Below are 24,603 nucleotides of genomic sequence, written 5' to 3'. Positions count from 1 at the left end.
GAATACAAAAAAAGACGAGGTGTGCTCGTCTTTCTCAATTACCTATATTGTATTGTGAATACAATTAGTTGAACTTCTGTTTGTAAACCTGTAACTGTTTTTTCAACAATTCTCTCGCCTGGTGAATTCTGGTTTTCACCGTTCCAAGCGGGATATTTAATTCAGCAGCTATTTCTTCATATTTATAACCTTCGACATATCTGACGAAAGGTACAGAATAAGCTGTAGGCAATTTATCCAGGGCTTTCTTAATATCGGCCATTGCAAAAGCGCCTTCTGCCTGATTACGTGTTGAACTGCTCATTAACTGACTGGAAGAAATTTCCTCCTCTTGTGATACTACAGCCTGCACCTTAACTGTTTTGCGATAGTTGTTGATGAATGTATTTTTCATAATCACAAACAACCATCCCTTAAAGTTAGTTCCTTGCTCGAATTTGTCGTAGTAACGAATGGCCTTCATCATTGTATCCTGTACCAAATCGTCAGCATCATCTAGATTATTTGTGAATTTGTATGCGTAGATTTTTAGGGCTGATGCATGTGCGTAAACTTGGAGGTTGAATTGATCTGTAGTCATAGGTTTCTAAATTTAAATAGACACCATGAACAAAGCAATTTAAGTACCAAAGTTTATTTATAAGGATAAGTAAGGTATTTTTACGTGAATAAACCTCAAATCAATGAAGTTTAGGTGGTATAACCACTTATTTAGGTTTCTGATTTAAATAAAAGAGGATTTTTGAATCCACTTTCCAGTACAGGTGCCTTCCACATGTAAATTAAAAACACCTAAAACTGTTGCGTTTTCTTTGTGTTGTCAACAGAGATAAGTTGAAATGGAAATAAATATACAGGAAAGACAGATCGGCCTGGTTTTTAAAAACGGACAGGCAGAAATCCGGGTTTGGGCCCCGTATGCGTTGGCGGTTTCGGTGATACTACCGGATTCGGAAATCAGGATGCTGAAGGAGGATATGGGATACTGGTTTGTAAGCACAGGTGAAATCAGTATAGGGGATGATTATCAATTTAGAATAGAAGCAGACCCGAAACGAGGCGGTACCAGCCTGGTGGACCGGCCTGACCCTGCATCACTCTTTCAGCCTCATGGCGTAAGCGCAGCATCTCGGGCGGTAAATTTGGAATACCCATGGAGTGATCACCACTGGAGTTGTCCGGCTCTGGATCAGTTTATTATTTATGAATTGCACACCGGAACCTTCACCGACCTGGGAAATTTTGATGGAATAGCTGAAAAACTGGATCACCTCATTTCCCTTGGGATCACAGCTATTGAAATTATGCCCGTTGGGCAATTTTCGGGAGATCGCAACTGGGGCTACGATGGCGTGCATCCTTTCGCCGTTCAGCATAGCTATGGCGGGCCTAAGGCTTTGCAAAAGCTGGTTGACCTATGCCATTCCAAAGGTATTGCGGTAATATTGGATGTGGTGTACAATCACTTTGGCCCTGAAGGCAATCACTTCGAAGATTTTGGTCCGTATTTTACAGATAAATACCAGACGCCATGGGGAAAGGCCATTAATTTCGATGATGCAGAAAGCGATGCGGTGAGGGCTTTTTTCATTGAGAACTGCCTGATGTGGTTCAGGGATTTTCATATTGATGCGTTGCGCCTGGATGCCGTACATGCCATTAAAGACTTCGGCGCGGTACACTTACTGTCGGAACTGAGGCATTATACAGATCAGCTTTCCAAGGCTTTGAACAAGCCTCTTTTCCTGATTGCCGAACTCGACCTTAACGATCCCCGCTACATCAGTGATGGCGGAAGTTTTGGATATGGCATGCATGCGCAGTGGATAGATGAGTTTCATCATGCACTCCGGGTTTCGGCCGGTGGCGAAAAGGATGGCTATTACGCTGATTTTAACGGGGTGGAGCATCTGGCCAAATCGTACCGGGATGCTTATGTATACGACGGGCAATATTCTGCGCACAGGCAGAAAACATTCGGACGGCCGGCGTACGGACATGCAGGTTCGCAATTTACCGTATTCTCTCAGAATCATGATCAGGTAGGTAACCGTATGCTCGGCGAGCGAAGCAGCCAGCTGTTCAGTTTTGAGATGATCAAACTAATGGCAGGAGCCGTATTCTGCAGCCCCTTTATCCCTTTGATTTTTATGGGCGAGGAGTGGGCAGAAAGTAATCCTTTTCAGTTTTTTACAAGCCACAGCGACCCCGACCTGATTGAAGCAGTAAGGAAAGGAAGAAAAGCCGAGTTTGCTTCTTTTCATGCCGGCGGTGAAGCGCCGGATCCTCAGGATCTTAATACCTTTAGGGTTTCCAAGCCCGACTGGGGCAAGGCTAACACAGGGCTTCACCATACGATGCTGAGTTTTTATCGTGAGTTAATTTCCATCAGGAAAAATAATCCGGTACTGGCTGATCTGGATCGCCGTCATGTTGCGGCGGACGCATTCCCCGAACAAAGCTGTTTATTGCTGACCAGGTGGAACTATGCCGAAAGGGTGCTCTGCTTCCTTAATTTTTCAAAGACTAACCAGGAATTACAGCTTCCGGACTGGGCGGTAAGCTGGTACACCCTGCTGGATTCCGCAATGGAAAAGTGGGGTGGAGAATGCACAACCGTTAAGACTATATCAGCAAACAATACCCTAAGAATCTCAGCAGAATCTATTATCATTTTAACCAGCAACGATGTTTAAGCCGAAATCAACCTACCGTATCCAGTTTCATAAAGAATTTAATTTTAAAGATTTCAGGAAGGTTATACCTTATCTGACTGACCTGGGCATTGACACCCTCTATGCCTCACCAATTTTTGAAGCCGTGCCTGGAAGTACCCACGGTTACGACACGGTAAATCCATTGAGGATCAATCCGGAGATTGGAACCGAAGCCGAACTTATTGCCATATCCAGGCAGCTCAAGGAGGCCGGCATCAGCTGGCTACAGGATATTGTGCCTAACCACATGGCATTCCATCCGCAGAATAACTGGTTGATGGATGTATTAAAAAAGGGTGCAGATTCTGATTTTGCAGGTTTTTTTGATATCGATCTCCGAAAGGAAGACGGAAAGCTGATGGTGCCTTTTCTGGGTGAAGACCTTAGTGACGCCATTGAGAACGGAGCAGTGGTGCTCAAAGAAAAGGAGTCGGCCTATTTTCTGAGCACCGGCGATGCCGACTGGCCTTTGAGTGACAACAGTTCGCAAAAGCTGGCGCAACTGGATGATGCAACCCGGCTCCCGGATAAAACACTTATCACCACTGTTGCTGCTGAACAGTTTTATCGTTTGTGCAACTGGCAGGAGACCAAAAGCCACATCAACTACCGTCGTTTTTTTACGGTAAACAGCCTGATTTGCCTGAATGTACAGAATCAGCAGGCTTTTGATTTGTACCATAGCTATATTTTAACACTTGTTGAGAAAGGAATTTTCCAGGGATTAAGGATTGACCACGTCGATGGGCTATACGATCCGAAGGGATACTTTGAGCGTTTGCGAAAGGCCGTAGGTAAGGAGGTTTACATTGTGGTTGAAAAGATTCTGGAGCGGGGAGAGGAAATGCCGTCTGAATGGCCGGTAGAGGGTAATACAGGTTATGACTTCCTGGCGGTGACGAACAACATCCTGACCAATAAAAAGGCAGAAAAGCCTTTTAACAAATTGTATAAAAGGGTTACAGGAAAAAAGCTGGATCACGAGGCTTTGTTATATGAGAAAAAGCAAGCTATTTTAACGGAACACATGGCAGGAGAACTGGAAAATCTGAGTGACCTGTTCTATCAGAATGAACTGGGAACCGAAACTGAATTTCCACGAAAGGATTTGCAGGATGCCATTGGCTGTCTCCTGCTGGAGATGCCCGTTTATCGTTATTATGAATATAAATTTCCCCTGAATGAGCAGTATAAAGACAAATTGGAAGCGCTGATTTCATCTATTGGCCGAAGATTCAGGAAAAGTAAGGCGCCAGCTTTATTGAGGCGACTGCTGCTGGAAATTCCGGATACCCGTGATGAAGATTATCAAAAGCGTTTGGGACAATTTTTTCAACGGTGTATGCAATTTACCGGTCCGCTGATGGCGAAAGGGGTTGAGGATACGCTGATGTTTACCTACAATCGCTTTATCGGGCATAATGAGGTGGGCGATGCGGCTGATGCGTTTGGCATTGGGATCAATGCTTTTCACAAATGGATGGAGAAGCAGCAGCGACACTGGCCATACAGTATGAATGCGAGTTCTACTCATGATACCAAGAGGGGGGAAGATGTGAGGGCCAGACTGAATGTACTTACTGATCTTCCGGAAGAATGGAAAAAACTGATTGCCAGGCTGGGAGATTCGACTACCGCATTGGAAGGCAAATTTGCTGACTTGCGGGACATGCACCGGAATGATATGTATATGCTCGTGCAAACCCTGATTGGTGTATTGCCCTTTGTTGGTCAGAACCAGGAGGACCTAAAAGAGCGGCTGGAGCAGTTTGTACAGAAAGCGCTTCGGGAGGCCAAAAAGAGGTCAGACTGGGCAGAGCCCAATGAAGCATATGAATCTGCACTTTCAGCCTTTGCTACTGCGCTTGCCGATGACAAAAACACAAGTGCTGAACAGCTCAGCGCTTTCATTAAAAGCATTGCCGACTTTGCCATTATAAATAGCCTTGTACAGTTAATTTTAAAGTTTACTTGTCCGGGCGTTCCTGATATTTATCAGGGTACCGAGCTGTGGGACCTTAGTATGGTGGATCCTGATAACCGGAGAGCAGTTGATTTTTCTGAACGAAGCAGTCTTTTGAAAGTTTCTTCCGGCAAAACGCTGCAAGAACTCTGGGAAAGCCGTTTATCCGGCGCAATCAAATTACAACTGATGCATCAGCTGCTGGGTTTGCGAAAATCACAATCGGATATTCTGCAAGAAGGTGAATATATACCGCTTAAAGTAAAGGGCAGGCATGCAAAACATATCCTGTCGTTTGCCCGAAAATACCAGAACGAGTGGCTTATTGTAGTCTTGCCAATTGGGCTTGCCAGATTATGTGATGGCAGTGATGCTCATGTAACTCAAGTAGAATGGAAGGATACTGAAATCATATTGCCGAAAGGCGCTCCTTTAGGTTGGGAGGATTTGCTTTCGAAAAGAGATGGACACAAAGATGTACTCCGCAGAGGTTTAGCTGTGGCTGAACTGTTTGATCATATGCCTTTTGCCGTAATTAAGCTTGTAGGCAGGCCTGCAGAGAGAAATGCCGGAATACTGATGCATATCAGTGCCTTACCCTCCGCTTTTGGCATCGGCGATATTGGACCAGAAGCCTATCGTTTTATTGATTTTCTTCAGAAAGCGGGACAAAAATACTGGCAGATCCTTCCCATTACACCAATCGGCAAGGGTAACGGCTATTCTCCCTATTCAAGCAATTCTTCCAGCGCTGGTAATATTCTATTTATCAGTCCGGACTTGCTTTATGAAAATGGATTATTAGATGAAAAGGATTTAGCAGCGTTCGAAAAGCCGTCGGGAGATCAGGTTGAATTTGAAGTTGCGGAGCAGCAGAAAAGCGTGTTGCTTGCAAAAGCTTATGCACGTTTTCGCAGTGGTAAATTTGAGGACATTAACATGGATTTCCGCCAGTTCATCAGCCACAACGAGCGCTGGTTAGCAGAATTTGCTTTGTATAAGGTTCTGCAGGTGCGACTGGAATCCCCGGAATGGTATCACTGGCCTGAGGCATACAAATGCAGGGATGCAAAAACGCTCAACGATTTTAGGCAACAGCATGCGGAGGAGATTGAAGCTGTTATGTGGCAGCAGTTTATCTTTTTTGAACAGTGGGCCGACCTGAAACAGTATGCAAATCAGCGTGGAGTATCTTTCATTGGAGATTTACCTTTCTATATCGATTATGGCGCGCATGAGGTTTGGGCAAATCCTTCGCTGTTTATGCTTGATGGGAATTTAAAACCCACCGCACTGGCTGGGGTTCCACCTGATTATTTTAACGAAGAGGGACAGCTTTGGGGCATGCCCATATTCAACTGGGCAGCCATGAAAAAGGATGGTTATGAGTGGTGGATGAGCCGGATTAAAGCGAACCTTGAGCATTTTGATTTGCTCCGGCTGGATCATTTCAGGGCTTTCTCCGCCTACTGGTCGGTACCTGCAGGTGAAACTACGGCGATTGCGGGGAAATGGGTTGATGGTCCGGCTGAGGATTTTTTCAACCGTACTGAGCAGGAATTACTGGTGCGCCTTATTGCAGAAGATCTTGGCGAAGAAAGTGAGGGGGTAAAGCAGCTGCTGAGGGCATTCAAGCTACCAGGCATGCGGGTAGTTCAGTTTGGATTTGGTGGAGATGTATCGGTTTCCGCTCATATCCCACATAATTTTGAGTCTCCTGAACTGATTGCCTACTCGGGCACCCACGACAACAATACGATTAAGGGCTGGTTTAAAAGCGAAGCAGACAGTGAAAGCAAAAGGCGGCTTAGTGCCTATGCAGGACGCGCTGTTGACCGGAAAAATGTTAATAAAGTCATCACTACACTGATCTATTCTTCCATTGCACGAACCGTTATCTTACCCGTTCAGGATATGCTGGGATTGGATGAGCGCAGCAGGATGAATACCCCGGGTACACAGACCGGCAACTGGGGCTGGCGTTTAAATAAGGGAGTTCTCACTGATGAGCTCGCGCGGGAATGGAGCATGCGTGCTGAATTATATGGACGAAGGTAATGATTTAGTGTCCCGTCGTTCATTTGTTAACTGTGCTTTAAACAACCAGGTAAACAAATGAACGATGAAGAAAACTATTTTTCGGTAGTTTTTACCGGGATTTCGAACCAGAATTCAGAGCCATGGTTGATTTCACTATCTACTCCGATTTTACCGCCATGGCGGTGAATAATTTGAGATGATATGTAGAGACCTAAGCCCAGGCCCGAGAAATTACTGGAGGATTCTTCTACTCTGAAGAAGCGATCGAAAATGAATTCAGACTTGTCTTCCGGAATTCCAATGCCCTGATCTTTAACTGATAATTTTAATGTTTTACCGTCGGCTTTTGCCTTGATGTAGATCTCTTTTCCTTTGGGTGAATATTTAATCGCATTGGACAGGAAGTTTGATATCACCTGCTCAATCCGGTTCTTGTCAGCATATATGGCAATATTTTCTACTTCACAGATCACACGCTGATCCCCGAGGTTCCCCTGTATACCATCTATCGCTTCATTAACCACTTCCGAGACCATGAATTCAGAAAAACTGAAAGTCATTTTACCCGCCTGAATTTTCGTTACATCAAGCAGATCATCTACCAGCCTCGTCAGTTTACCTACCTGCCTGTCGGCTTTGTCAATAAAGGCAAAAATATTATCGAACTTTTTATCTCTCGCCATTTTCATGGCGAATTGCATATATCCTTTAATACTGGTAATGGGTGTTTTGAGTTCATGGCTGGCAATGCTCATGAATTCATCTTTTTTATTCATCTGATCCCTGGTTGTGCGCTGGGCAATAATAAGGTCAGTAACTTCAAAACCAAAAAAAGAGATGCCATCTATTTTTCCGTTGGAAGCATATACCGGATTGATAATGAGATCGAACCAGCTATCGGTTTGCTTGCCTGAAGCCGGGTCTTTTTGCTGAAGCTGGTAGGAATTAGCGACATAGGTTTGTCCGGTTTCCATCACCTGCTTTTCAATCTCAAGCAGTTGCGGTGTGCCGAACTGTGAGTCTTTCGCCAGCGTTTTGCCGATGTATTCTTTTTGCCCGTCGAATGCGGCATAAGCCTCATTCACAAATTCGTAGGTGAGTGCTGCACCACGGCGAATGCTGATTAGTGCAGGCGCTTTTTTAAATATGCTGTGGAACTCATCCTGTTGCTTTTTAATCAGCTGCTGCAGTTCATTACGGCGTTTTTCATTGTGTTTCTGTTTGGTGATATCGATCACATAGGTAACAGCGTCGAGCCGGTTATCTTCATCGAGTACAGCAGAGCCTACCATCACATCAATCAGTTTACCACTTTTAGACCGGTATTGCTTTTCAAAAGGAGGGCAGAAGCCCTCTGTTTTAAGGAGGTCTGCCGATATTTTGCTGATGGGCATAAATTCCTCAGGCGTGAGGTTCATCCAGTTGATGTTACCCTGCTCAAAATCTTCAATGGTGTAACCCAGCATATCCAGGAAGATATGATTGGCGTTATCAATTCTGCCGGTTTCAATGTTGGAGAAGATCATTCCGATCACATTGGAATCAAATATCTTCCTGAACTTGCGTTCAGTTAAATTGAGCCTGGTTTCGGTATCGGCAAGTGTCGAGATATCAAGAATCGACCCCACCATCCGATATGGCATCTGGTTGGAATCTTTAATGATGCTACCCCGGTCGAGTATGGTAGCATAACTGCCATTGGCTTTCTTTAAACGGTATTGCGCCGACCAGTGTTCATCACCATTGTTAATGGCAGAATAAACGCTTTCTTTTACCCTTTCGCGGTCATCGGCATGAATAATGTCAAAATAGAAGGCAATATTCTGGTTGGTGATTTCTTCAGGATAGCCAAACATGGTGTTGAAGTTGCTGCTTCGCCACATGGTATTATCCGCCAGATTCCAATCCCAGATGGTATCGTTGGTGGCCTGCGAAACCAGATTGAACCTGGTTTCACTTTCCGATAATTTCTGCGTTCGCTCGTTTACTTTAAGTTCAAGCTGTGCATTTAGCTGCTTAAGACTTTCACGGGCCTGCAGTAGGTCATTGTAATTGTTCCTGATTTTTTCGTCGGCCAGCTTCTGTTTCGAGATATCGGTTAGGGTAGCCACAAAGCCATCAGACATTTTCACGGCCACTACCTGTATCCAGGTGCGGTTACTAAGTTGTAGTTCGAGCTGCAGATTTATACCTTTCTCCACCACGCTGATATATTTTTGCATCAGTGCGCCATCGCTAAGCTCTGCAAGATTCTCGGAGAAACTTGCATTAAGCAGTTCATGCTGCCTGCGCTTGAGGATTCTGGTGGCTTCGTCGTTTAAAGAGATACAGGTGAAGTCGGTAATAAAGTGCTGTTTATTCCTTATCGCCTTAAATGCCAGGATACCGTTCGGACTTGCGTTGAATACCCCTGAGATGATATTGCTCAGTTCAGTGAGTTTGGATATATCAACAAAAGTGATCACTACGCCATCCGTTTTTTTATCCTTTCTGATGTAAGGTAATATCCGGAGAAGACTGCTGGCTCCGTTTTTAAGCAGTATTTCCTTTTCGATTACTTTTCCGGTTGACAGCACCTGCTGAATGTCACCGGTAAGATTTTCGGCTATAATGTTATGCGAAATCTGTTCAATGGAACGGCCGATATCTGCTTCAATGAGGTTAACCATTTTAATGGCTGCCACATTGAACTTTCGGATGTACATATCGGCATCTACAAATATCTGCCCGATATCGGTGCTGCGGAAATAATTGTCCAGATCGTCGTTGAGGTCGATCAGCTCCTTTATTTTAAGCTGATGTTCTGTGTTGAGGGTGTGTAATTCTTCATTCAGCGACTGTAGTTCCTCATTGCTGGATTGCAGCTCTTCGTTTGCTGACAGGAGTTCTTCATTGGTTGACTGGAGTTCCTCATTAGTGGTCTCCATTTCCTCCACCGCGGTTTGCAAATGGCTGCGGGTTTCATTCAGTTCGGCCTCCAGTTCGAATATATATTCATTCTGATTGCCATCCTGGAAGTCGAACAGCCCTGCACTATCTTTTTCAGGAATATTTTCGGCAACACTTTCGCCAAAAACAATCAGGGTAAATCCGCTTCCCTGTGTAGCATCGGGAGGTTGTACCGATACGTTGAGGTAAGTTTCTTTGTCTCCGCGCTCGAAACGAATCCTGCGCAGGTGTATTTCTTCATTCCCTTTCCAGGCCTTTCTGATGGCGGTGTTCAGTGTGATGGACAACTCCTTCGACACCATTTTAAGGATGTTTAGTTCTATTTTACCATCAGGGAGAGAAAGGTATTTCCGGTAATCTCCGATAGCATCCTGGATGATGTATGATTTGTCGATGTAAATACCAATAAAGCCCAGACCTTTAGTGATGAAATCATTGAAGTTACGTTCAATCTGGGTGACAGGAGCCTCGGTTATTCCGGATTTCTTTTTTTCCTGATCGAGTGCGGACCTGGAGCCGGTGTTGTAGGTATTGTAGCCGGCATAATTGATTACGCCGGTTTTTTGATAAATCTTCCATTTTCCGGAGATTTCAGTGAGTCCGTTTTTTAGAGATGATGCCGTTTCACTGGAACCCAGAAAAAGATACCCACCGTTGTTGAGCGAAAAGTGGAATATTGACAATATTTTTTCCTGAAGAATGCTGTTTACATAGATGAGCATATTCCGGCAGGTAACCACATCGTTTTTGATGAATGGAGGGGATTTGGTTACATCGTGTTTAGCAAAAACCACCTGTTTACGCAAGGTGGAGGTGACGCTGTAATATTTACCATCCTGTACCACGTACTTTTTAAAGAGTCGGGCCGGAATTTCTTTTTTAATGTTCAGGGGGTATTGATTCCGGGCAGCGATCTCAATGCTCTTGTCGTCTATATCTGTAGCGAAGATCTTGATGTCTATTTTTTTCTTCGACTTTTCGACACATTCATTGGCAATCATGGCTATCGTATAAGCCTCTTGTCCGGTGCTACAGGCGCACACCCATATTTTTAAGGAGTCGACGGCTTTTTTCCTGCTGATGAGTTCAGTGAGTTGTTTTGAGAAGGCGTCGAATGCCGCGCTGTCTCTGAAGAATTTGGTTACGCCGATCAGAAAATCCTGACCCAGTATGCCTGCTTCGGTATCGTTCTTCCGTAGGAATGCCACATATTCATCAAGCGTGCGCATGCCATTCTCATTCATCCGTCGTCCGATGCGGCGAATGATGGTTGGTGTTTTATACAGGTTGAAATCGTTGCCGCTTTGCTCATATACCAGGGTGAAGATTTCATCGAGCAGTTTCTCATCGATTTTTCCTTTTTCCAGTACTTTTACAGGTTCCTCATTCACATAGTTAAAAAGTTCACGGCTGATATCCGCAGGAAGGAGCACGAAATCGGCATTTCCAGAGGCAATGGCGCTATTGGGCATTCCATCGAACTTGGCAGATGTGGGTTCCTGGACAATTACCATACCGCCACAATCTTTTATGGCCTGTATCCCTTTGGTCCCATCTGTTCCTGTTCCCGAAAGAATGACGGCAATGGCTTTTTCTTTTTTGTCTTCTGCCAGCGTATAAAGGAAATGATCGATGGCGGTATTGGGTGCCTTAACCAGGGATTTATCGGCAAGTTTTAAACGACCGTTATTCACAGTCATCAGTTTATTATTGGGGATAATGTAAACGCAATCTTGCTGAATGGCCATGTTGTGTGCCGCTTCGAATACCTTCATATGGGTATGTTTGGCTACCAGTTCAACCAGTAAACTTTTATAATCAGAAGAGAGGTGCTGTATGACAATAAATGAAAAGCTGGCGTTTGCCGGCATGTTGTCAAAAAATTCGTGGATGGCTTCCAGGCCACCAGCCGATGCCCCGATTGCCACGATATACTTATCAAATCTCCTTGTGCTTTCTGCAGCCATTATAATGCTTACTCCTTTTTTATTAAACGGTTTTTTCATTCCTGAATCCCAGAAGAAAACTTCTGAAGGATTCTGCTGCCTCCATTTCGGCAGCTGTCCATTTCGCCGACTGCCCGCGAACAGTTTGTTGCCACAGTTTAAAAGAGTTCCTTGGGTGATAGTTTACACCATCATTATCGAAACTGATTGCTTCGTTAGGATTTCCGCCCCATTTAATCTCTCTGATGAGTTCGGGTCTGAAAAAAATCAGCATATCCGAGTTTTGTGTACCGAATGGAATTGCTAAAATTCCACTTGCCACTTCTGTATAAGGCCCGGCCTCGTCATATACATTACCCAACCACTGTGTGGTATATACGGTGTCAGCAGCTTTTCGCGATGCCCACAAAAATAAATTTTCCAGCTCTTCCTGTTGTGGTGTAGACCCAACAGTGGATATGCTACCATTTATTTTCAGGGCAAATCCAGTTGAATTAAACAGTGAAAGGACGTATTTGTTTTGATCGGTTGTAAGCCCTTTTTCGATGCTTTCGTTGTTAAATATGGTTTCTACCACTGCGCCCTGTATTTTCAGCATTTCTGCACTGCGGCCTAATTCTTCCTGTTTGATCACAGCTGAAATGCGGTAAGAAATTTCCATGCTTAGCCATTCGAAAATGGATCGTATTTCAAGTCCAAGGTATTTCTCTGTCACATGATGGCAGGATATGAGGCCCCATAGCTGGCCCTCTACCATTACCCGGATCGACATAGAGGCGGCGACATTCATATTTGCCATATATTCCAGGTGTACTGCTGCTATGCTTCGCAGGTTGCAGTCTGACAAGTCCAAAAATCCATGGATAATGGGGTTGATAACCGGGAAAAGCCGGGAAGCCTTATAATTTCTATTAGGAATTAGGCGGTAAGGGTTTTTGATGTATAGTGCCCGTGCCTGTTTTGGCACATCTGAAGCAGGAAAGGTTTGTCCGAGATAGCTTTCGAGTTCGCCGGTAATTTCCTCTGCAACCACTGTACCGTTCCATTGGTGGTCGAACTGGTACATGCGTATTCCATCAAATCCAGCAATCCTTCTGATTTCCTGAATACTGGCCTGGCAGATTTCGTTGAGATTTTCCGTGCTTTCCAGCACAGAAATGAATGACCTGACTTCCTGAAATACTGCTGAAAAGCTGCGTTCAGGGATTTCATCATCTATTTCGATCTCGAATATGAGTTGTCCGGTTTTTACATGGAGCAGTATGTTCAGTATTTGCCCGCCGGCGTGATTATGAAAGGCACACCGCATGGGCACCCTGTTTCTGGGTCCTCTGCTGATTTCGTTTTGAAGGGCTTGAATGTCGAGCTCAGGAAAGAGTTCTGCAATATTTGTATTGATCAGGTCGCGGATGCTGCGCCCGGTCAGTTCTTCTATATTTTCGCTACCCTGAACAATGTTTAAAGTCTGGTGGTCAGCAACCAGTAAATAACCATAATCCTGAATGGAGTTGGTTTGGTGTATCGCCAGGTTTCCGCAGAATTCGGCATCGTAATTTTTTTGATCTTCCATAAGTAAATGTAGCATCTGATCTTCCCACATGAATTTTCTCATTCCTGATGGGTTAACAGCACTTGGATTGACGTTCGAGATAAAAGTATGTATTTTTCCGGTAATTGCAGGCATTTGTTCGATGCTTCCTTAGTTTGCCGGTCAAGCGTTCAGTGGTTTATGTGGACAGTATATTTCCTTTTGACTGAGCCGTGACCTGAGCGGCGGGTAGCTATAGTTACATTTGGTTTTAAACCGTTAACTAATGAAGAATATAGGATTTTTATCATTCGGGCATTGGTCTGATCATCCTTCGTACCTTACCCGCACTGCGGGCGATACTTTGCTGCAGGCTATTGACCTGGCTGTTGCAGCGGAGGAAATTGGTTTGGATGGAGCTTATTTCCGGGTTCACCATTTTGCCAGGCAGCTGGCGTCGCCATTTCCGTTGCTTTCGGCAATAGGGGCGAAGACCAGTAAGATTGAGATTGGCACGGGTGTAATTGATATGCGTTACGAGAACCCTCTCTACATGGTAGAAGATGCGGGTGCTGCCGATCTGATTTCAGGAGGCCGATTGCAGCTGGGTGTAAGCCGGGGTTCGCCAGAGCAGGTAATTGAAGGCTGGAGACACTTTGGATATGCACCTCTGGAGGGGGAGACAGATGCAGATATGGGAAGGCGGAAGGTACTGGAGTTTCTGGATAAATTATCAGGAAAGGGCTTTGCCCAGCCAAATCCTAATCCAATGTTTCCGAATCCACCGGGATTACTGCGCCTGGAACCTTATTCGGCCGGACTGCGTGAGCGGATCTGGTGGGGTGCTGCATCGAATGCGACAGCGATTTGGGCGGCTGAAAATGCGATGAACCTGCAAAGTTCTACCTTGAAGTTTGACGAGAATGGCAAACCGTTCCATATTCAGCAGGCTGAGCAAATCAGGTTGTATAAAGAGGCCTGGAAAAAAGCGGGACACAGTCGCGAACCGAAGGTATCGGTAAGCCGGTCTATTTTTGCCCTTGTGAATGAGCAAGACAGGTATTATTTCGGCAACCAGGGTAAGGCAGGCGATAGCTTTGGTTATATTGAAGCTGATCAGCGAGCGGTTTTTGGTAAGAGCTATGTAGCAGAACCTGATGTGCTTATTGAGGAATTAAGCAAAGATGAGGCGATACAGGAAGCAGATACGGTATTATTAACCATTCCGAATACATTGGGGGTTGACTATAATATTCATGTATTGTCGTCGATACTGGAGCACGTTGCTCCTGCCCTGGGATGGAGGTAGCGGGTAGTCGGTGCCGGCTTTCCTGTTTTGTTAAAGACAGGCTGCGGTAGGCGTGATGTGGCGAAAAGGCGGGTATGACGTGGCTAGAAGGCGGGGAAGAATATGGATTAGCTCAAAATCTTTTCTTTAAACGATTTTATCCTGATTTCCATACCTGCTTCAATGATTCCGAAACCTTTGTGAAGGAGGTTTTGACCGAACATGATCTTATTATTGAGGCTGCGGTATTTTGCCAGTGTTTTAAGTGGTTCGGCACCTTTGGCCGCAGTTTGCTGATTCACTGTAATCAGGACACACCTGGCACAGGGTTTAACCGCAGAGAAGGTGACGTTACCGATTTCAAAAGATTCAAACGCGTCTTCTGCATGTGGTTCTCCTCCTGTAAATACAAAATTAGGGCGAAACCGGTCCATCAGCACCGGCGTTTCCAGTTTGTCGTTCAGCTGATCCAGGGAAGACTGACCAATAATCAGGCAGGGATAGCCATCTGCAAAGCTTACAATTTCCTGCCCTGCTGCATATCTGGGATCCACGATTCTCCGGGCTTGTTCCGGCATGCTCACCAGTCGCACCGTCATCTTCATGAAAGCAGAAAACCAGTCGCTCACATTTTTGTCTACCTCAAGCCCTTCAGTTAAGTCATCCCAGATCGTAACCGGAATCGGGTTTCCTGTAGTTTTACCAATCGGGAAGGTAATTTGGAAGCCGGGATTTTCCTTATGTGCTACCTTAAGGTTTTCAGCAGTAATGGATACCTCCAGGAGGGATAACAGCGGATACTTTCTTTGCGTAATGAAGGTCCCGTTTTCATCAATTAAAACCCATTTCCGGTCGTGCAAAAGTCCCGTTTCCACGATGGCGGATTCATGTAGTCTGATGCCTCCCAATGATTTTATGGGGTAAATGTATATTGCTGAAAGCTGAAACCTGTTCATGGCTTAAAGATAGCAAAGCCATCAAAGAACTGAAAGAAAGTTTTGTAAATCTGCTCTAATGCCTGTTGCCTTGTATCACTTTAAAAACGTGTAAAACCTGAGGGAAAAGAGCATCCATGCTTTCCTGCGCCCCTTTTACCGATCCGGGGAAGGTTAATACAAGGGTGTCACCAATTAATCCGGCAACACTTCTGGATAACATGGCGTAGGGCATGCGCTCCTGTCCGTAGCGCCTGGCTGTTTCCATAATGCCATCAATGGGTTTTTCGATTAACGGTGCAACGGCATCAGTGGTTACATCCCGGGGTGATAGTCCGGTTCCGCCCGTGAAAATTAACAGGTCTGCCTGACTGGCGAGTGTTTTTACTTTTTCCTGAATGAGGTTGAAATCATCTGCAATTACTTCATAGGTAGCCGTTTCTATTCCGAATGATGCAAGTTTTTCGATGATAAGCTTGCCGGACGTGTCCACTCCGGTACCGGAGGAAATGGTGTCGGAACAAACTAGTACTGCTGCTGTTAAATCTGCATAATCCAGTTTATTGAAACCGGTTTTGCCTCCTGATTTTTTAAGCAGCCTGATATTTTCAATTTCCACTCCTTTGTCAATCGGTTTAAGCATATCGTACATGGTCAGCGCGGTGACTGTGGCGCCGTGCATGGCTTCCACTTCCACGCCCGTTTTGTAAATGGTATGCACCTCTACGGTGATGACAATGGTGAGGTCTTTTATTTCGTAGCTGATCGAAGTAAATTCGACAGGCAGGGGATGGCAATCAGGAATGACATCGCTGGTTTTCTTTACTCCTAATAAACCGGCTGCCCGGGCGAATTCAAATACATCTCCTTTAGGCACTTTTCGCTGTTCTATGGCTTCAACGGTTTCTTTTCGGGAAACTTTGAGTGTTGCGGTGGCAATCGCAATGCGAAGGGTATCTGATTTATGCGTAATGTTAACCATACTATTTATTTTCTTTCCACTGATGTGTACCGTCTTCAAAAACTTCTTTTCCCCAGATGGGCAGTTCCGCTTTCAGGCGTTCAACTACTTCTTCGCAGGCGTCAATGGCCGGTTTCCGGTGTGCGGAGGAAGTAAAAACAAAAAGGCAGATTTCGCCTGCTTTAACTAAACCCAGCGATTGGTAAACATGCATGCAGGTGAGCGGGTATTTTGCAAAAACTGCTTCCCTGATTTCATCCATCTGTTTTAAGGCCACTTCTTCGAAAGCGGTATAATCAATTGCCGCTACCAGTTTACCTTCAATCTCATCTGCTCTGACTTGCCCCAGAAATATACTGTGGCCGCCAATATTGGTTTTGGCGCTATGCTTGCTGATACTGGTGGAAATAAAGCCGGGGGCAATCGGGCCTTCTACGAATATATTTTTGATTTTCTTTTCGCTCATGCTAAGTTGTTAAAAAGTGTTTTCTCCACTTTGCTATGCCTCCTTTAAGGCTATATATTGTTTTTGTATCGCCGTACTTCTGATGCAGTGCTTCAGCCGCGGCCACACTTCTGATGCCGTGCTGGCAAAGAATCACAATATTATTTTGTGTTATTTCTGATGATAAAAAGTCGTCGAATGCCGACATGGGTATCTGTTTATAAGTTTCAGTGTTCAATCGGGGAAACTCATGTTTTTCACGCACATCGATGATCAGGGTAGATTGTTCTTCGTGGAGGCTCATCATACGTTCCACATCAATTTCAATATAACTATTGTTTAAAGGTAATGTATCCATAAAATTTGCTCCTTTCTCCAGGGAAGGATGATCCTGTGAGGGGCTGATATTCATTTCGTATTGCTCCTGGCTAAGGAGGTTATAATGTAATAACTTGTTGATCAGGGGCTTCCCCCTTCCGGTAATCAGTTTAATGATTTCCCCGGCCGCCATGGTGCCCATAATACCGGGTAAAACGCCTAATATACCGTTTTCCGCGCAATTTGGAATTTCCCCATAAGCAGGCGGAACTGGAAATATGTCCCTGTAACTGGTCTTTATTCCATTCGCATCCGGCACGTTAAAAACGGCAAGTTGCCCTTCGAAACCAGAAACTGCAGCGAAAACCAGAGATTTATGGAGCTGCACACAGGTATCATTGATGAGGTATCTGCTGTCGAAATTATCTGTTCCGTCGAAAATAATATCGTAATCCCTGAAAACTTCTGCAATGTTTTGGGCACTGATGCGAAGCAGGTGGATTGTGTATTGAGGATCGGGGTTCATCTCCTGAAGCCTTTTTCCCGCTATCTCAGCCTTGAAAAGCCCGATATCTGCGGTTCCATACAATACCTGCCTGTGGAGGTTAGATAATTCTATTGTGTCATCGTCGGCAATGCCGATATAGCCCACACCTGCTGCTGCGAGGTATTGCAGGGCAGGGCAGCCTAAGCCACCTGCACCGATTACCAACACCCTTGCCTTCAAGAGCAGTTGCTGTGCTTCGGGGCCGAAGCCGCTTAAAATCAGTTGCCTTTGATAGCGTTCGGTATCCATTTTATCCTCCTGAAAAAGGGGGCATAATGGCAATGTTATCCCCGTTTCTGATTTGACTTTCCTGTTGAACCAGGTTTTTGTTTAAAGCGAGTTTATATTTCATTCCGGCAAGCTGAGGAAAGGTTTTCTCCAGATAGTTTTGCAAACCGCCAGTGGTTTCAATGCCGTCAATTTCTATTTTCTGGTTTGGAATAAATTCCGAAATTCTGCCAAAAGTGATCACTTCTATTTCCATTCTTTTATATCCTGATGATCACGTCTGAGGGATCAATAATACCCCTACGCTTTCTCCTGCACTAAATTGGTCACGCTCCTCATCCAGCTGAATCAGGCAGTTTGCCTGTGCAAAAGAACTCAAACGATACGACTCCTGGGCTCCAAGGGGCGTGGCTTTCCCGTTTTTGAAATTTCCTTTCAGAAAATGAGTCAGACCTATTGGTTTTCGATAATTGTGGGTCAGCACCCCCTTAACTGCATGTACACTGCTTTCCTTATTGGATAATCTTTTTATTGCCGGCAGCACATAATTATAGTAACAATTCAGTACGGATGAGGGATTTCCCGGAAGACCAAAAATAACTTTATCTCCTTTTTTTCCAAAATATAAAGGTTTTCCGGGTTTCTGTTTCACTTTATGGAAAACCTGCTGAACACCACAGCCGGCTGATGCCTGAAGAACGAAGTCGTAGTCGCCAACACTCACTCCGCCGGTGAGTAATACCACATCATTATTTTCCAAAACTGATTTTAAAACCGTTGACAGCGCTTCGAGTGTGTCCGCTGCGGTTAATACTTCTACATTTGAGATGCCTTCCTGCTGTAATGCAGCAGTGAGCGAATAAGAATTGGATTCATAAACCTGTCCGAAACTGAGCGCTAAGCCCGGCTGCTGCAATTCATTTCCTGTGAGGATGATGGCAATTTTAGGCATGGGGTAAACTTCCACTTCATCGATTCCAATTCCGGCCAGGAAGGCCAGTGCCGCCGGGCTAAGCAGGTCGCCTTTTTGCATGGCCAGTTGGCCCGCAGTGATTTCTGATCCAATTTGTCGGACATTAGCGCCTGGCAGGAGTTTCCCATCGTCAAAGCTAATTTGGTTCCCGTTTCTGGTTACCTTCTCCTGCATCACAACTGTATCTGCCCCTTTAGGGAGTGGTGCCCCGGTAAAAATTCTTACGGTTTCACCGGATTGTATTGTCAGTTCATGTGCGGTACCTGCAGCCATTTCACCAACCAGCAGCAATTCCTTTCCCTTATCTTCAAATATCATGGCATAACCATCCATAGACGACTGGCGAAATGCCGGGATATCGAAGGCACCTGGGATATCTTTTGCTAAAATGTGTCCTGCGGCTTGCAAGAGCGGTTTTATCTCTGGTTGCAGGGCAGCTGTATTTTCACTGATCAGCTGTTTCGCTTCACTTACACTGATCATGTCTTATCCTCCAATGGTTATCATGCTCCGGTTCTTGATGGCGTCTGCATCGATGTTTTCAAAATTAGTGAGGAGCTGTCCGCCGAGTTCCTTTTTCTTGCTCCAGATGGAAGCTTTGATCAGGGGCAGGACATCTTCATTCTTTCGCAATGCATTCAGCAGATCGGTTTCCCCGTCGGAAAACAAACAGTTTTTCAGTTTCCCGTCGGCGGTGAGGCGCATCCGGTTACAAGTGCTGCAGAAGGGAGCGGTCATGGTACTGATCACCGCGAAAGATCCTTCGTGTCCGGGAATCATGAATGCCTTTGCGGTATCGTGAGGGGCGGATTTTACAGGTAATACGACAAAATCCTTTTCAATGAGGTTCAGGATTTCCTGGTAAGAGAACATTTTATTGCTCGTCCACTTGTTACCGGTGAAGGGCATAAATTCGATAAACCTGATTTGAATGGGATTATGTTTCGTCCAGAGGATAAAATCTTTTATTTCACCATCATTTAAGTCTTTCATCACCACCATATTGATTTTTACGGCGATTTTGTGTTGTAACAACAACTCAATATTACTCCGCACCTGATGGAAAACATCCCGTCGGGTAATCATAAAGAATTTTTCGGGTTGCAGGGTATCCAGACTGATGTTTACGGTTTTGATGCCTGCTTCAATGAGTACAGGCAGCATTTCTGCAATCCTTGTACCGTTTGTGGTAATCACCAGTTCTACAGGCAGTTTGCCGAGGCCGCTGATAATTTCGGCAGCATCTTTACGTACAAGAGGTTCTCCACCTGTAAGGCGGATTTTTTTTACACCCTGCTCCACAAAAGTTTTTGCAAGTGCCAACACTTCATGAGGTTGCATCAGGCGTGAGGCCGGAGTAAAATCGTAATCCTCTTCCGGCATACAATAAAAGCAGCGAAAATTGCAATTATCAGTTAACGATATCCGCAAATAATCATGCACCCTCCCAAACGAATCTTCTATCATTTACTGTTTATTAAATTATTATAATCATCCACGGTATCGACATCAATTTCTCCCATCTCAAACGGAATGACAGCCACATCCTCAATATACTGATTTATTAAACTTTTCGCACCATTTGTGCCGTTTAAAGTTAATAATTCTCCGAAGTGTTTTTTGTTGAACAGTGCAGGTGTACCAGTTGTTTGCCCATAGGAACATGTAATGATGTTTTGTTGAGCAGATTGGTGCATTTTATGTAGATCTTCCAGTATTGATCCGGAAATATGTACCTGGTCGGCAACAGTTAATATGACATTTTCTATCCGTGGATTTTCTGTCAGTGCGGTTTGCAATCCAAAGGCAATACTGGATGACATGCCTTGTTCCCAATTCTGGTTGACTGCGTAGCGCACCTCCGGATGTTTTGGTTGATCGAGGATTTCTTTTGAATAGGCACCGAGTACCACAACAACAGGGCGGAATGCTGTATTTAAAGCCGCTGTAACCGCAATATCCAATAACGTTTGTCCTTTGTAAAGGAGCAATTGCTTTGGTTTTCCCATTCTGCTTGAATTACCTGCTGCCAGGATAATGATACCAGTATCCATTAATTGCTTTTTGAATCGTATACGTGTATGGGTTGTTTTTTCTCTTTAAGCATGCCTGCTGATGCACCTGCAAATATTGCCTTTATTTCTGCAATTACAGATACGGCAATTTCTTCAGCAGTTTCGGCGCCGATATCCAGGCCAATGGGGCCGTTTATCCGGGCTTCCTGTGCAGATTTTCCAATTTCCTCCAGCATTCTGATTAGTTTCTTCTTTGGTCCTAAGGTGCCAATGTAAGGCGCATTAGTTCCGAGGAGCAGGTTCAATAATGCGGTATCGTAATTGTAGTTATGTGTCATTAGTACAAATGCTGTTTGTCCGTCTATTTCTATGAGGGGAATCAGCTGCTCCGGTTTGACCACCAGAACGCGCTTCGCCGAGGGGAATCTTTGTGTGGTAGCATGTGTTGGCCGGCCATCAGCGACAATGATTTCCCATCCTAAGATGTCAGCCATCAGCGCCAGGGGTTGCGCATCGTTTCCGGCGCCTGCAATGATGAGTTGAACAGGAGGCGGGATGAACTCCAGAAAAGCATCGAAGTCCTCTGTTCCGATAGGATAAGTCTCGAACCGCGATAGTTTAAGTTTTAATACATCGAAAGCATCATTTTTAATAGTGCCCGATATTTCCTCAGGCATTTTATCCAGTATGCGTTTTTCCCTGAACAACATGACCGAGCCAGGCTGCACTTTGCTGTTTAATGAAAACAGTGTGGCAATTACGCAATTTTCTCTTAATCTGTTTGCTTCCTTTAAAATTTCAATGGGATTGAGTTGATCTGTGGCAAAAACTGGCTCGAAAAGAATATGCACAATGCCGTTGCAGCCCAGCTGCACGCCAAACTTAGCGTCATCTTCATCTGTAGTATCGTAGGTAACGAGCTTATTTTCAGCCTGATGAATGGCCGAAAGCGCTTTGCGTAATGCATCGCCTTCCAGGCATCCACCACTGATGGCACCCGTAAGCATGCCATCGTCGGTAACCAGCATTCTTGCACCAGGCCTTCTGTAGGAAGATCCCTCCACTTTAACTACGGTTGCCAACGCACATTTTTTGTTTGCGGCTACCGCTTTTTGATAGGCGTCCAGTATATCAACAATCTCTTTCATATAGGGAATATAACAGCTAAACTACGAAACCGGTGTGAAATAAAATCAATTACTTATGGAATCGGTAATTTTGATAGAAATATCCGTAATTTATATCAGCGCTCATCGGGGAAATCGTGTGATATTTGTGAATCTGTAGCTTGAAAACACTATTTTTAGCTCTGGGAAAGACAGTTTAAATTATTGATATGGAAATTTGGAAAGTGATGTTTAACAAAAGGAACTGCCGGTTGATGACTGGTATTCCTTTGCTGTTTGCTTTACTTTTTGCTTTGTGTTCCCTGAAAAAGGAAGACGATAATTTAGAACAGGGTGATTATGTATTTAAATATCCATCGTATTTTGGTAACAGAATCAATACTGTTCCGGATAACCCAACCACCAAGCAAGGGGTATACCTGGGGCGGAGGCTTTTTTATGAAGTCCGGCTTTCGGCTAACAATTCCATGTCGTGCGGCAGCTGCCATATGCAATCTAAAGCCTTTACTGATGGCAGGAAACTGAGTGATGGGGTAGACGGTAGCCATACCGACAGGAATACGATGGCCCTGGTGAACTTGCTGTGGAACAGGAAATTCTTCTGGGATGCCCGTTCCGGTTCCCTTGAAGAGCAGGCCGGTTTTCCGATGGTTAATCCGCACGAAATGGGGCAATCGCTGGCCGTATCGGTAAGGAAGCTGCAATCGACTACCTATTACCCGGCGTTATTCCGGGTGGTTTTTGGCGATGAAAAGATCACCAGTGAACGTATTGTAAAGGCGCTTGCCCAGTTTGAGCGATCGTTAATCTCAGCGGATTCGAAATATGATGGTTATCTGAATCATACCGTTCAGCTTACTGACGCTGAAATGCGTGGCATGGTGCTGTTTAATACCACTCCAAACCCCGCCCGTTCGATCAGAGGTGCCAACTGTTCACATTGCCACGGAGGACCGAAGAACTACCTGGAATTGTTTCATAACAATGGTTTGGACAAAGTTTATGAGGATGCCGGAATTGGAGCCTTTACCGGACTTGAAGCAGATCAGGGACGGTTTAAAGTGCCAACCTTACGCAATATTGCCCTTACGGCCCCCTACATGCACGACGGAAGATTTGCCACATTGGAGGAAGTGGTAGAACATTATAGCGAGCATGTTCAACATTCAGGGGCTTTAAGTGCTTTTCTTCAAAATGCTTCAAACGATCAGGGCAAGATAGCTGTAAATTTGAAGCCACAGGAAAAGAAAGACCTCATTGCTTTTTTAAATACGCTTACAGATTCTACCTTTGTTACCAATCTACAATTTTCAAATCCCTTTATCAAACACTAGAATGCACAAGTATTTTTCCAGCATAATCCTTCCTTTATTATTTGTTTTTGGATGCTTTTCGATCAGCAATGCGCAGACTAAGACGGAAGCAGGACTAAAGATTGGTGGTGAGCTGAGTCGCCCGTTTTCCATTTCATCTTCCGGGCTGCAAAAAATGCCCAGGATAACCGTAACCCGAAATGACCGCGATAATAAAGCACATCAGTATAGAGGTGTTTTATTGTCGCAATTGCTGGTTCAGGGCGGTGCAACCATGGGCAATGAATTACGTGGTGAAAACCTAACCAAATATGTGATTGTGGAAGCGAGTGACGGTTATCAGGTGATCTTTGCCCTTGCGGAACTTGATGCCGCCTTTTCAGATAACAAAATCATTGTTGCCGATACGATTGACGGAGCTCCACTGGCTGCGGCTGACGGACCATTCAGAATCATTGTTCAGGATGACAAGCGGCCGGCCAGATGTATCAAGCAGGTGAATAGTATCAAAATTGGCTTTGCTAAATCGTAATCAATTAAAGATGATCAAAATATTCAGGGCTTTAAGCCTTATGCTTTTCTTTGTTGTGGCGTTACAGGTGCATTTGCATGCACAAAAGGTACGTATTGCTGTGGCGGCGAATGCACAAGGACTGATTAAAAAGTTGCAGCTTGATTTTAAAAAGCGCACGGGTATTGAAACAGAAGCCATTATTGGCGCCTCCGGAAAACTTACTACTCAGATTATGAACGGAGCGCCCTATGAAGTTTTTCTTTCGGCGGATACTGAATTTCCGGATAAACTTTATGCCGGGGGGTACGGACTTCAAAAACCTAAGTTGTATGCCCTGGGAAGCTTAATCATTTGCGGATCAGTTTCGGGTGATCTCAAAAACTGGCAGTCTTTACTGGTAAACGAACGCGTTAAGAAGATAGCCATCGCCAATCCTAAAACGGCACCTTATGGCAGGGCCGCTCAGGAAAGTCTAAGTTTCTTTAAACTGCACGAACAGGTAAGTCCGAAGCTGGTGTTTGGGGAAAGCATTTCACAGGTGAATACCTACCTGCAAACCGGTGTGGTGGATATGGGCTTTACTACAGAGGCCTTTTTATATGAAAATGTTGATCAGTCGAAGTTGAAGTGGGCGAGGGTGGACCCGAAAAGCTATTCCCGAATTGAACAGGGTGTTATTTTGCTCAAATATTCGAAACAAAGGGGCGGAAAGAATGCTTTAAAGTTTTATGAATATTTGTCATCAGCCCCTGCAAAAAAGATTATCTCTGCCAATGGCTATCATTTGCCCGACTAA

General features: G+C 44.8%; 18 protein-coding genes. 6 read left to right on the top strand and 12 right to left on the bottom strand.

The annotated features are described in order from the left end of the window. Positions 1-64: 64 nt before the first annotated feature. Complete coding sequence (locus tag R2Q80_RS15720) at positions 65-580, bottom strand: RNA polymerase sigma factor (RefSeq protein ID WP_316800512.1); 516 nt, start codon at positions 578-580, stop codon at positions 65-67. A 259-nt stretch (positions 581-839) separates the two neighbouring features. Between R2Q80_RS15720 and treZ the strand changes: the two genes are divergently transcribed. Beyond that, positions 840-2,696: a malto-oligosyltrehalose trehalohydrolase gene (gene treZ, locus R2Q80_RS15715; protein ID WP_316800511.1), complete on the top strand. Its 1,857-nt coding sequence runs from the start codon at positions 840-842 to the stop codon at positions 2,694-2,696. Further along, entirely contained in the window at positions 2,689-6,738 is a 4,050-nt protein-coding gene (gene treY / locus R2Q80_RS15710; protein ID WP_316800510.1) for a malto-oligosyltrehalose synthase, read from the top strand. Before treZ ends, treY begins: the two co-directional genes overlap by 8 nt. Positions 6,739-6,812: 74 nt before the next feature. Here the strand turns inward: treY and R2Q80_RS15705 are convergent, their stop codons facing one another. Together R2Q80_RS15705 and R2Q80_RS15700 are read right to left on the bottom strand one after the other, a co-directional pair. Next, positions 6,813-11,675, bottom strand: coding sequence for a chemotaxis protein CheB (locus R2Q80_RS15705; protein ID WP_316800509.1), 4,863 nt, complete (start codon positions 11,673-11,675; stop codon positions 6,813-6,815). Next, positions 11,659-13,299, bottom strand: a complete 1,641-nt coding sequence (locus R2Q80_RS15700; protein ID WP_316800508.1) for a GAF domain-containing protein — start codon at positions 13,297-13,299, stop codon at positions 11,659-11,661. The genes R2Q80_RS15705 and R2Q80_RS15700 overlap by 17 nt, the downstream gene beginning before the upstream one ends. 130 nt (positions 13,300-13,429) lie before the next feature. Between R2Q80_RS15700 and R2Q80_RS15695 the strand changes: the two genes are divergently transcribed. Continuing rightward, entirely contained in the window at positions 13,430-14,452 is a 1,023-nt protein-coding gene (locus R2Q80_RS15695; RefSeq protein WP_316800507.1) for an LLM class flavin-dependent oxidoreductase, read from the top strand. Between the two features lie 107 nt (positions 14,453-14,559). Here the strand turns inward: R2Q80_RS15695 and R2Q80_RS15690 are convergent, their stop codons facing one another. The 9 genes from R2Q80_RS15690 to R2Q80_RS15650 are packed head-to-tail and all read right to left on the bottom strand — an operon-like array spanning position 14,560 to position 22,001. After that, positions 14,560-15,387 carry an MOSC domain-containing protein gene (locus R2Q80_RS15690; protein ID WP_316800506.1) on the bottom strand — a complete coding sequence of 276 codons (828 nt, stop codon included), beginning with the start codon at positions 15,385-15,387 and terminating at the stop codon, positions 14,560-14,562. A gap of 55 nt (positions 15,388-15,442) precedes the next feature. Continuing rightward, a complete protein-coding gene (gene moaCB, locus R2Q80_RS15685; RefSeq protein WP_316800505.1) occupies positions 15,443-16,348 on the bottom strand; it encodes a bifunctional molybdenum cofactor biosynthesis protein MoaC/MoaB in 906 nt (301 codons plus the stop codon). A 1-nt stretch (position 16,349) separates the two neighbouring features. Beyond that, positions 16,350-16,793 carry a molybdenum cofactor biosynthesis protein MoaE gene (locus R2Q80_RS15680; RefSeq protein WP_316800504.1) on the bottom strand — a complete coding sequence of 148 codons (444 nt, stop codon included), beginning with the start codon at positions 16,791-16,793 and terminating at the stop codon, positions 16,350-16,352. Position 16,794: 1 nt separating this feature from the next. Continuing rightward, positions 16,795-17,886 carry a HesA/MoeB/ThiF family protein gene (locus tag R2Q80_RS15675; protein ID WP_316800503.1) on the bottom strand — a complete coding sequence of 364 codons (1,092 nt, stop codon included), beginning with the start codon at positions 17,884-17,886 and terminating at the stop codon, positions 16,795-16,797. Position 17,887: 1 nt separating this feature from the next. Beyond that, positions 17,888-18,121, bottom strand: coding sequence for a MoaD/ThiS family protein (locus R2Q80_RS15670; protein WP_316800502.1), 234 nt, complete (start codon positions 18,119-18,121; stop codon positions 17,888-17,890). 18 nt (positions 18,122-18,139) lie between these two features. Then, positions 18,140-19,321, bottom strand: coding sequence for a gephyrin-like molybdotransferase Glp (gene glp / locus R2Q80_RS15665; protein ID WP_316800501.1), 1,182 nt, complete (start codon positions 19,319-19,321; stop codon positions 18,140-18,142). Between the two features lie 3 nt (positions 19,322-19,324). Beyond that, on the bottom strand, positions 19,325-20,305 hold the full coding sequence (moaA, locus tag R2Q80_RS15660) for a GTP 3',8-cyclase MoaA (protein WP_316800500.1): 981 nt from the start codon (positions 20,303-20,305) through the stop codon (positions 19,325-19,327). Further along, positions 20,302-20,892, bottom strand: coding sequence for a nucleotidyltransferase family protein (locus tag R2Q80_RS15655; protein ID WP_316800499.1), 591 nt, complete (start codon positions 20,890-20,892; stop codon positions 20,302-20,304). Before R2Q80_RS15655 ends, moaA begins: the two co-directional genes overlap by 4 nt. Beyond that, positions 20,892-22,001, bottom strand: coding sequence for an XdhC/CoxI family protein (locus R2Q80_RS15650; protein ID WP_316800498.1), 1,110 nt, complete (start codon positions 21,999-22,001; stop codon positions 20,892-20,894). Before R2Q80_RS15650 ends, R2Q80_RS15655 begins: the two co-directional genes overlap by 1 nt. A 188-nt stretch (positions 22,002-22,189) precedes the next feature. Between R2Q80_RS15650 and R2Q80_RS15645 the strand changes: the two genes are divergently transcribed. The 3 genes from R2Q80_RS15645 to modA are packed head-to-tail and all read left to right on the top strand — an operon-like array spanning position 22,190 to position 24,603. After that, positions 22,190-23,314 carry a cytochrome-c peroxidase gene (locus R2Q80_RS15645; protein WP_316800497.1) on the top strand — a complete coding sequence of 375 codons (1,125 nt, stop codon included), beginning with the start codon at positions 22,190-22,192 and terminating at the stop codon, positions 23,312-23,314. A 1-nt stretch (position 23,315) separates the two neighbouring features. After that, positions 23,316-23,825 carry a molybdopterin-binding protein gene (locus tag R2Q80_RS15640; protein WP_316800496.1) on the top strand — a complete coding sequence of 170 codons (510 nt, stop codon included), beginning with the start codon at positions 23,316-23,318 and terminating at the stop codon, positions 23,823-23,825. 10 nt (positions 23,826-23,835) lie between these two features. Beyond that, a complete protein-coding gene (gene modA / locus R2Q80_RS15635; protein ID WP_316800495.1) occupies positions 23,836-24,603 on the top strand; it encodes a molybdate ABC transporter substrate-binding protein in 768 nt (255 codons plus the stop codon).

Origin of the sequence: Pedobacter frigidisoli, assembly GCF_032678525.1 — a bacterium.
Lineage (GTDB): Bacteria > Bacteroidota > Bacteroidia > Sphingobacteriales > Sphingobacteriaceae > Pedobacter > Pedobacter frigidisoli_A.
The sequence above is the reverse complement of the archived record's forward strand: the minus strand, read 5'-3'. Positions and strand labels throughout refer to the sequence as shown.

What these genes read in the sequence shown, in the direction of transcription:
- R2Q80_RS15700 (WP_316800508.1), bottom strand. Translation starts at nt 13,299, where the DNA reads ATGCCTGCAATTACCGGAAAAATACATACTTTTATCTCGAACGTCAAT.
- R2Q80_RS15640 (WP_316800496.1), top strand. Translation starts at nt 23,316, where the DNA reads ATGCACAAGTATTTTTCCAGCATAATCCTTCCTTTATTATTTGTTTTT.
- R2Q80_RS15705 (WP_316800509.1), bottom strand. Translation starts at nt 11,675, where the DNA reads ATGAAAAAACCGTTTAATAAAAAAGGAGTAAGCATTATAATGGCTGCA.
- R2Q80_RS15720 (WP_316800512.1), bottom strand. Translation starts at nt 580, where the DNA reads ATGACTACAGATCAATTCAACCTCCAAGTTTACGCACATGCATCAGCC.
- moaA (WP_316800500.1), bottom strand. Translation starts at nt 20,305, where the DNA reads ATGATAGAAGATTCGTTTGGGAGGGTGCATGATTATTTGCGGATATCG.
- R2Q80_RS15670 (WP_316800502.1), bottom strand. Translation starts at nt 18,121, where the DNA reads ATGGAAATAGAAGTGATCACTTTTGGCAGAATTTCGGAATTTATTCCA.
- treY (WP_316800510.1), top strand. Translation starts at nt 2,689, where the DNA reads ATGTTTAAGCCGAAATCAACCTACCGTATCCAGTTTCATAAAGAATTT.
- R2Q80_RS15675 (WP_316800503.1), bottom strand. Translation starts at nt 17,886, where the DNA reads ATGGATACCGAACGCTATCAAAGGCAACTGATTTTAAGCGGCTTCGGC.
- treZ (WP_316800511.1), top strand. Translation starts at nt 840, where the DNA reads ATGGAAATAAATATACAGGAAAGACAGATCGGCCTGGTTTTTAAAAAC.
- modA (WP_316800495.1), top strand. Translation starts at nt 23,836, where the DNA reads ATGATCAAAATATTCAGGGCTTTAAGCCTTATGCTTTTCTTTGTTGTG.
- moaCB (WP_316800505.1), bottom strand. Translation starts at nt 16,348, where the DNA reads ATGGTTAACATTACGCATAAATCAGATACCCTTCGCATTGCGATTGCC.
- glp (WP_316800501.1), bottom strand. Translation starts at nt 19,321, where the DNA reads ATGATCAGTGTAAGTGAAGCGAAACAGCTGATCAGTGAAAATACAGCT.
- R2Q80_RS15645 (WP_316800497.1), top strand. Translation starts at nt 22,190, where the DNA reads ATGGAAATTTGGAAAGTGATGTTTAACAAAAGGAACTGCCGGTTGATG.
- R2Q80_RS15655 (WP_316800499.1), bottom strand. Translation starts at nt 20,892, where the DNA reads ATGGATACTGGTATCATTATCCTGGCAGCAGGTAATTCAAGCAGAATG.
- R2Q80_RS15695 (WP_316800507.1), top strand. Translation starts at nt 13,430, where the DNA reads ATGAAGAATATAGGATTTTTATCATTCGGGCATTGGTCTGATCATCCT.
- R2Q80_RS15690 (WP_316800506.1), bottom strand. Translation starts at nt 15,387, where the DNA reads ATGAACAGGTTTCAGCTTTCAGCAATATACATTTACCCCATAAAATCA.
- R2Q80_RS15650 (WP_316800498.1), bottom strand. Translation starts at nt 22,001, where the DNA reads ATGAAAGAGATTGTTGATATACTGGACGCCTATCAAAAAGCGGTAGCC.
- R2Q80_RS15680 (WP_316800504.1), bottom strand. Translation starts at nt 16,793, where the DNA reads ATGAGCGAAAAGAAAATCAAAAATATATTCGTAGAAGGCCCGATTGCC.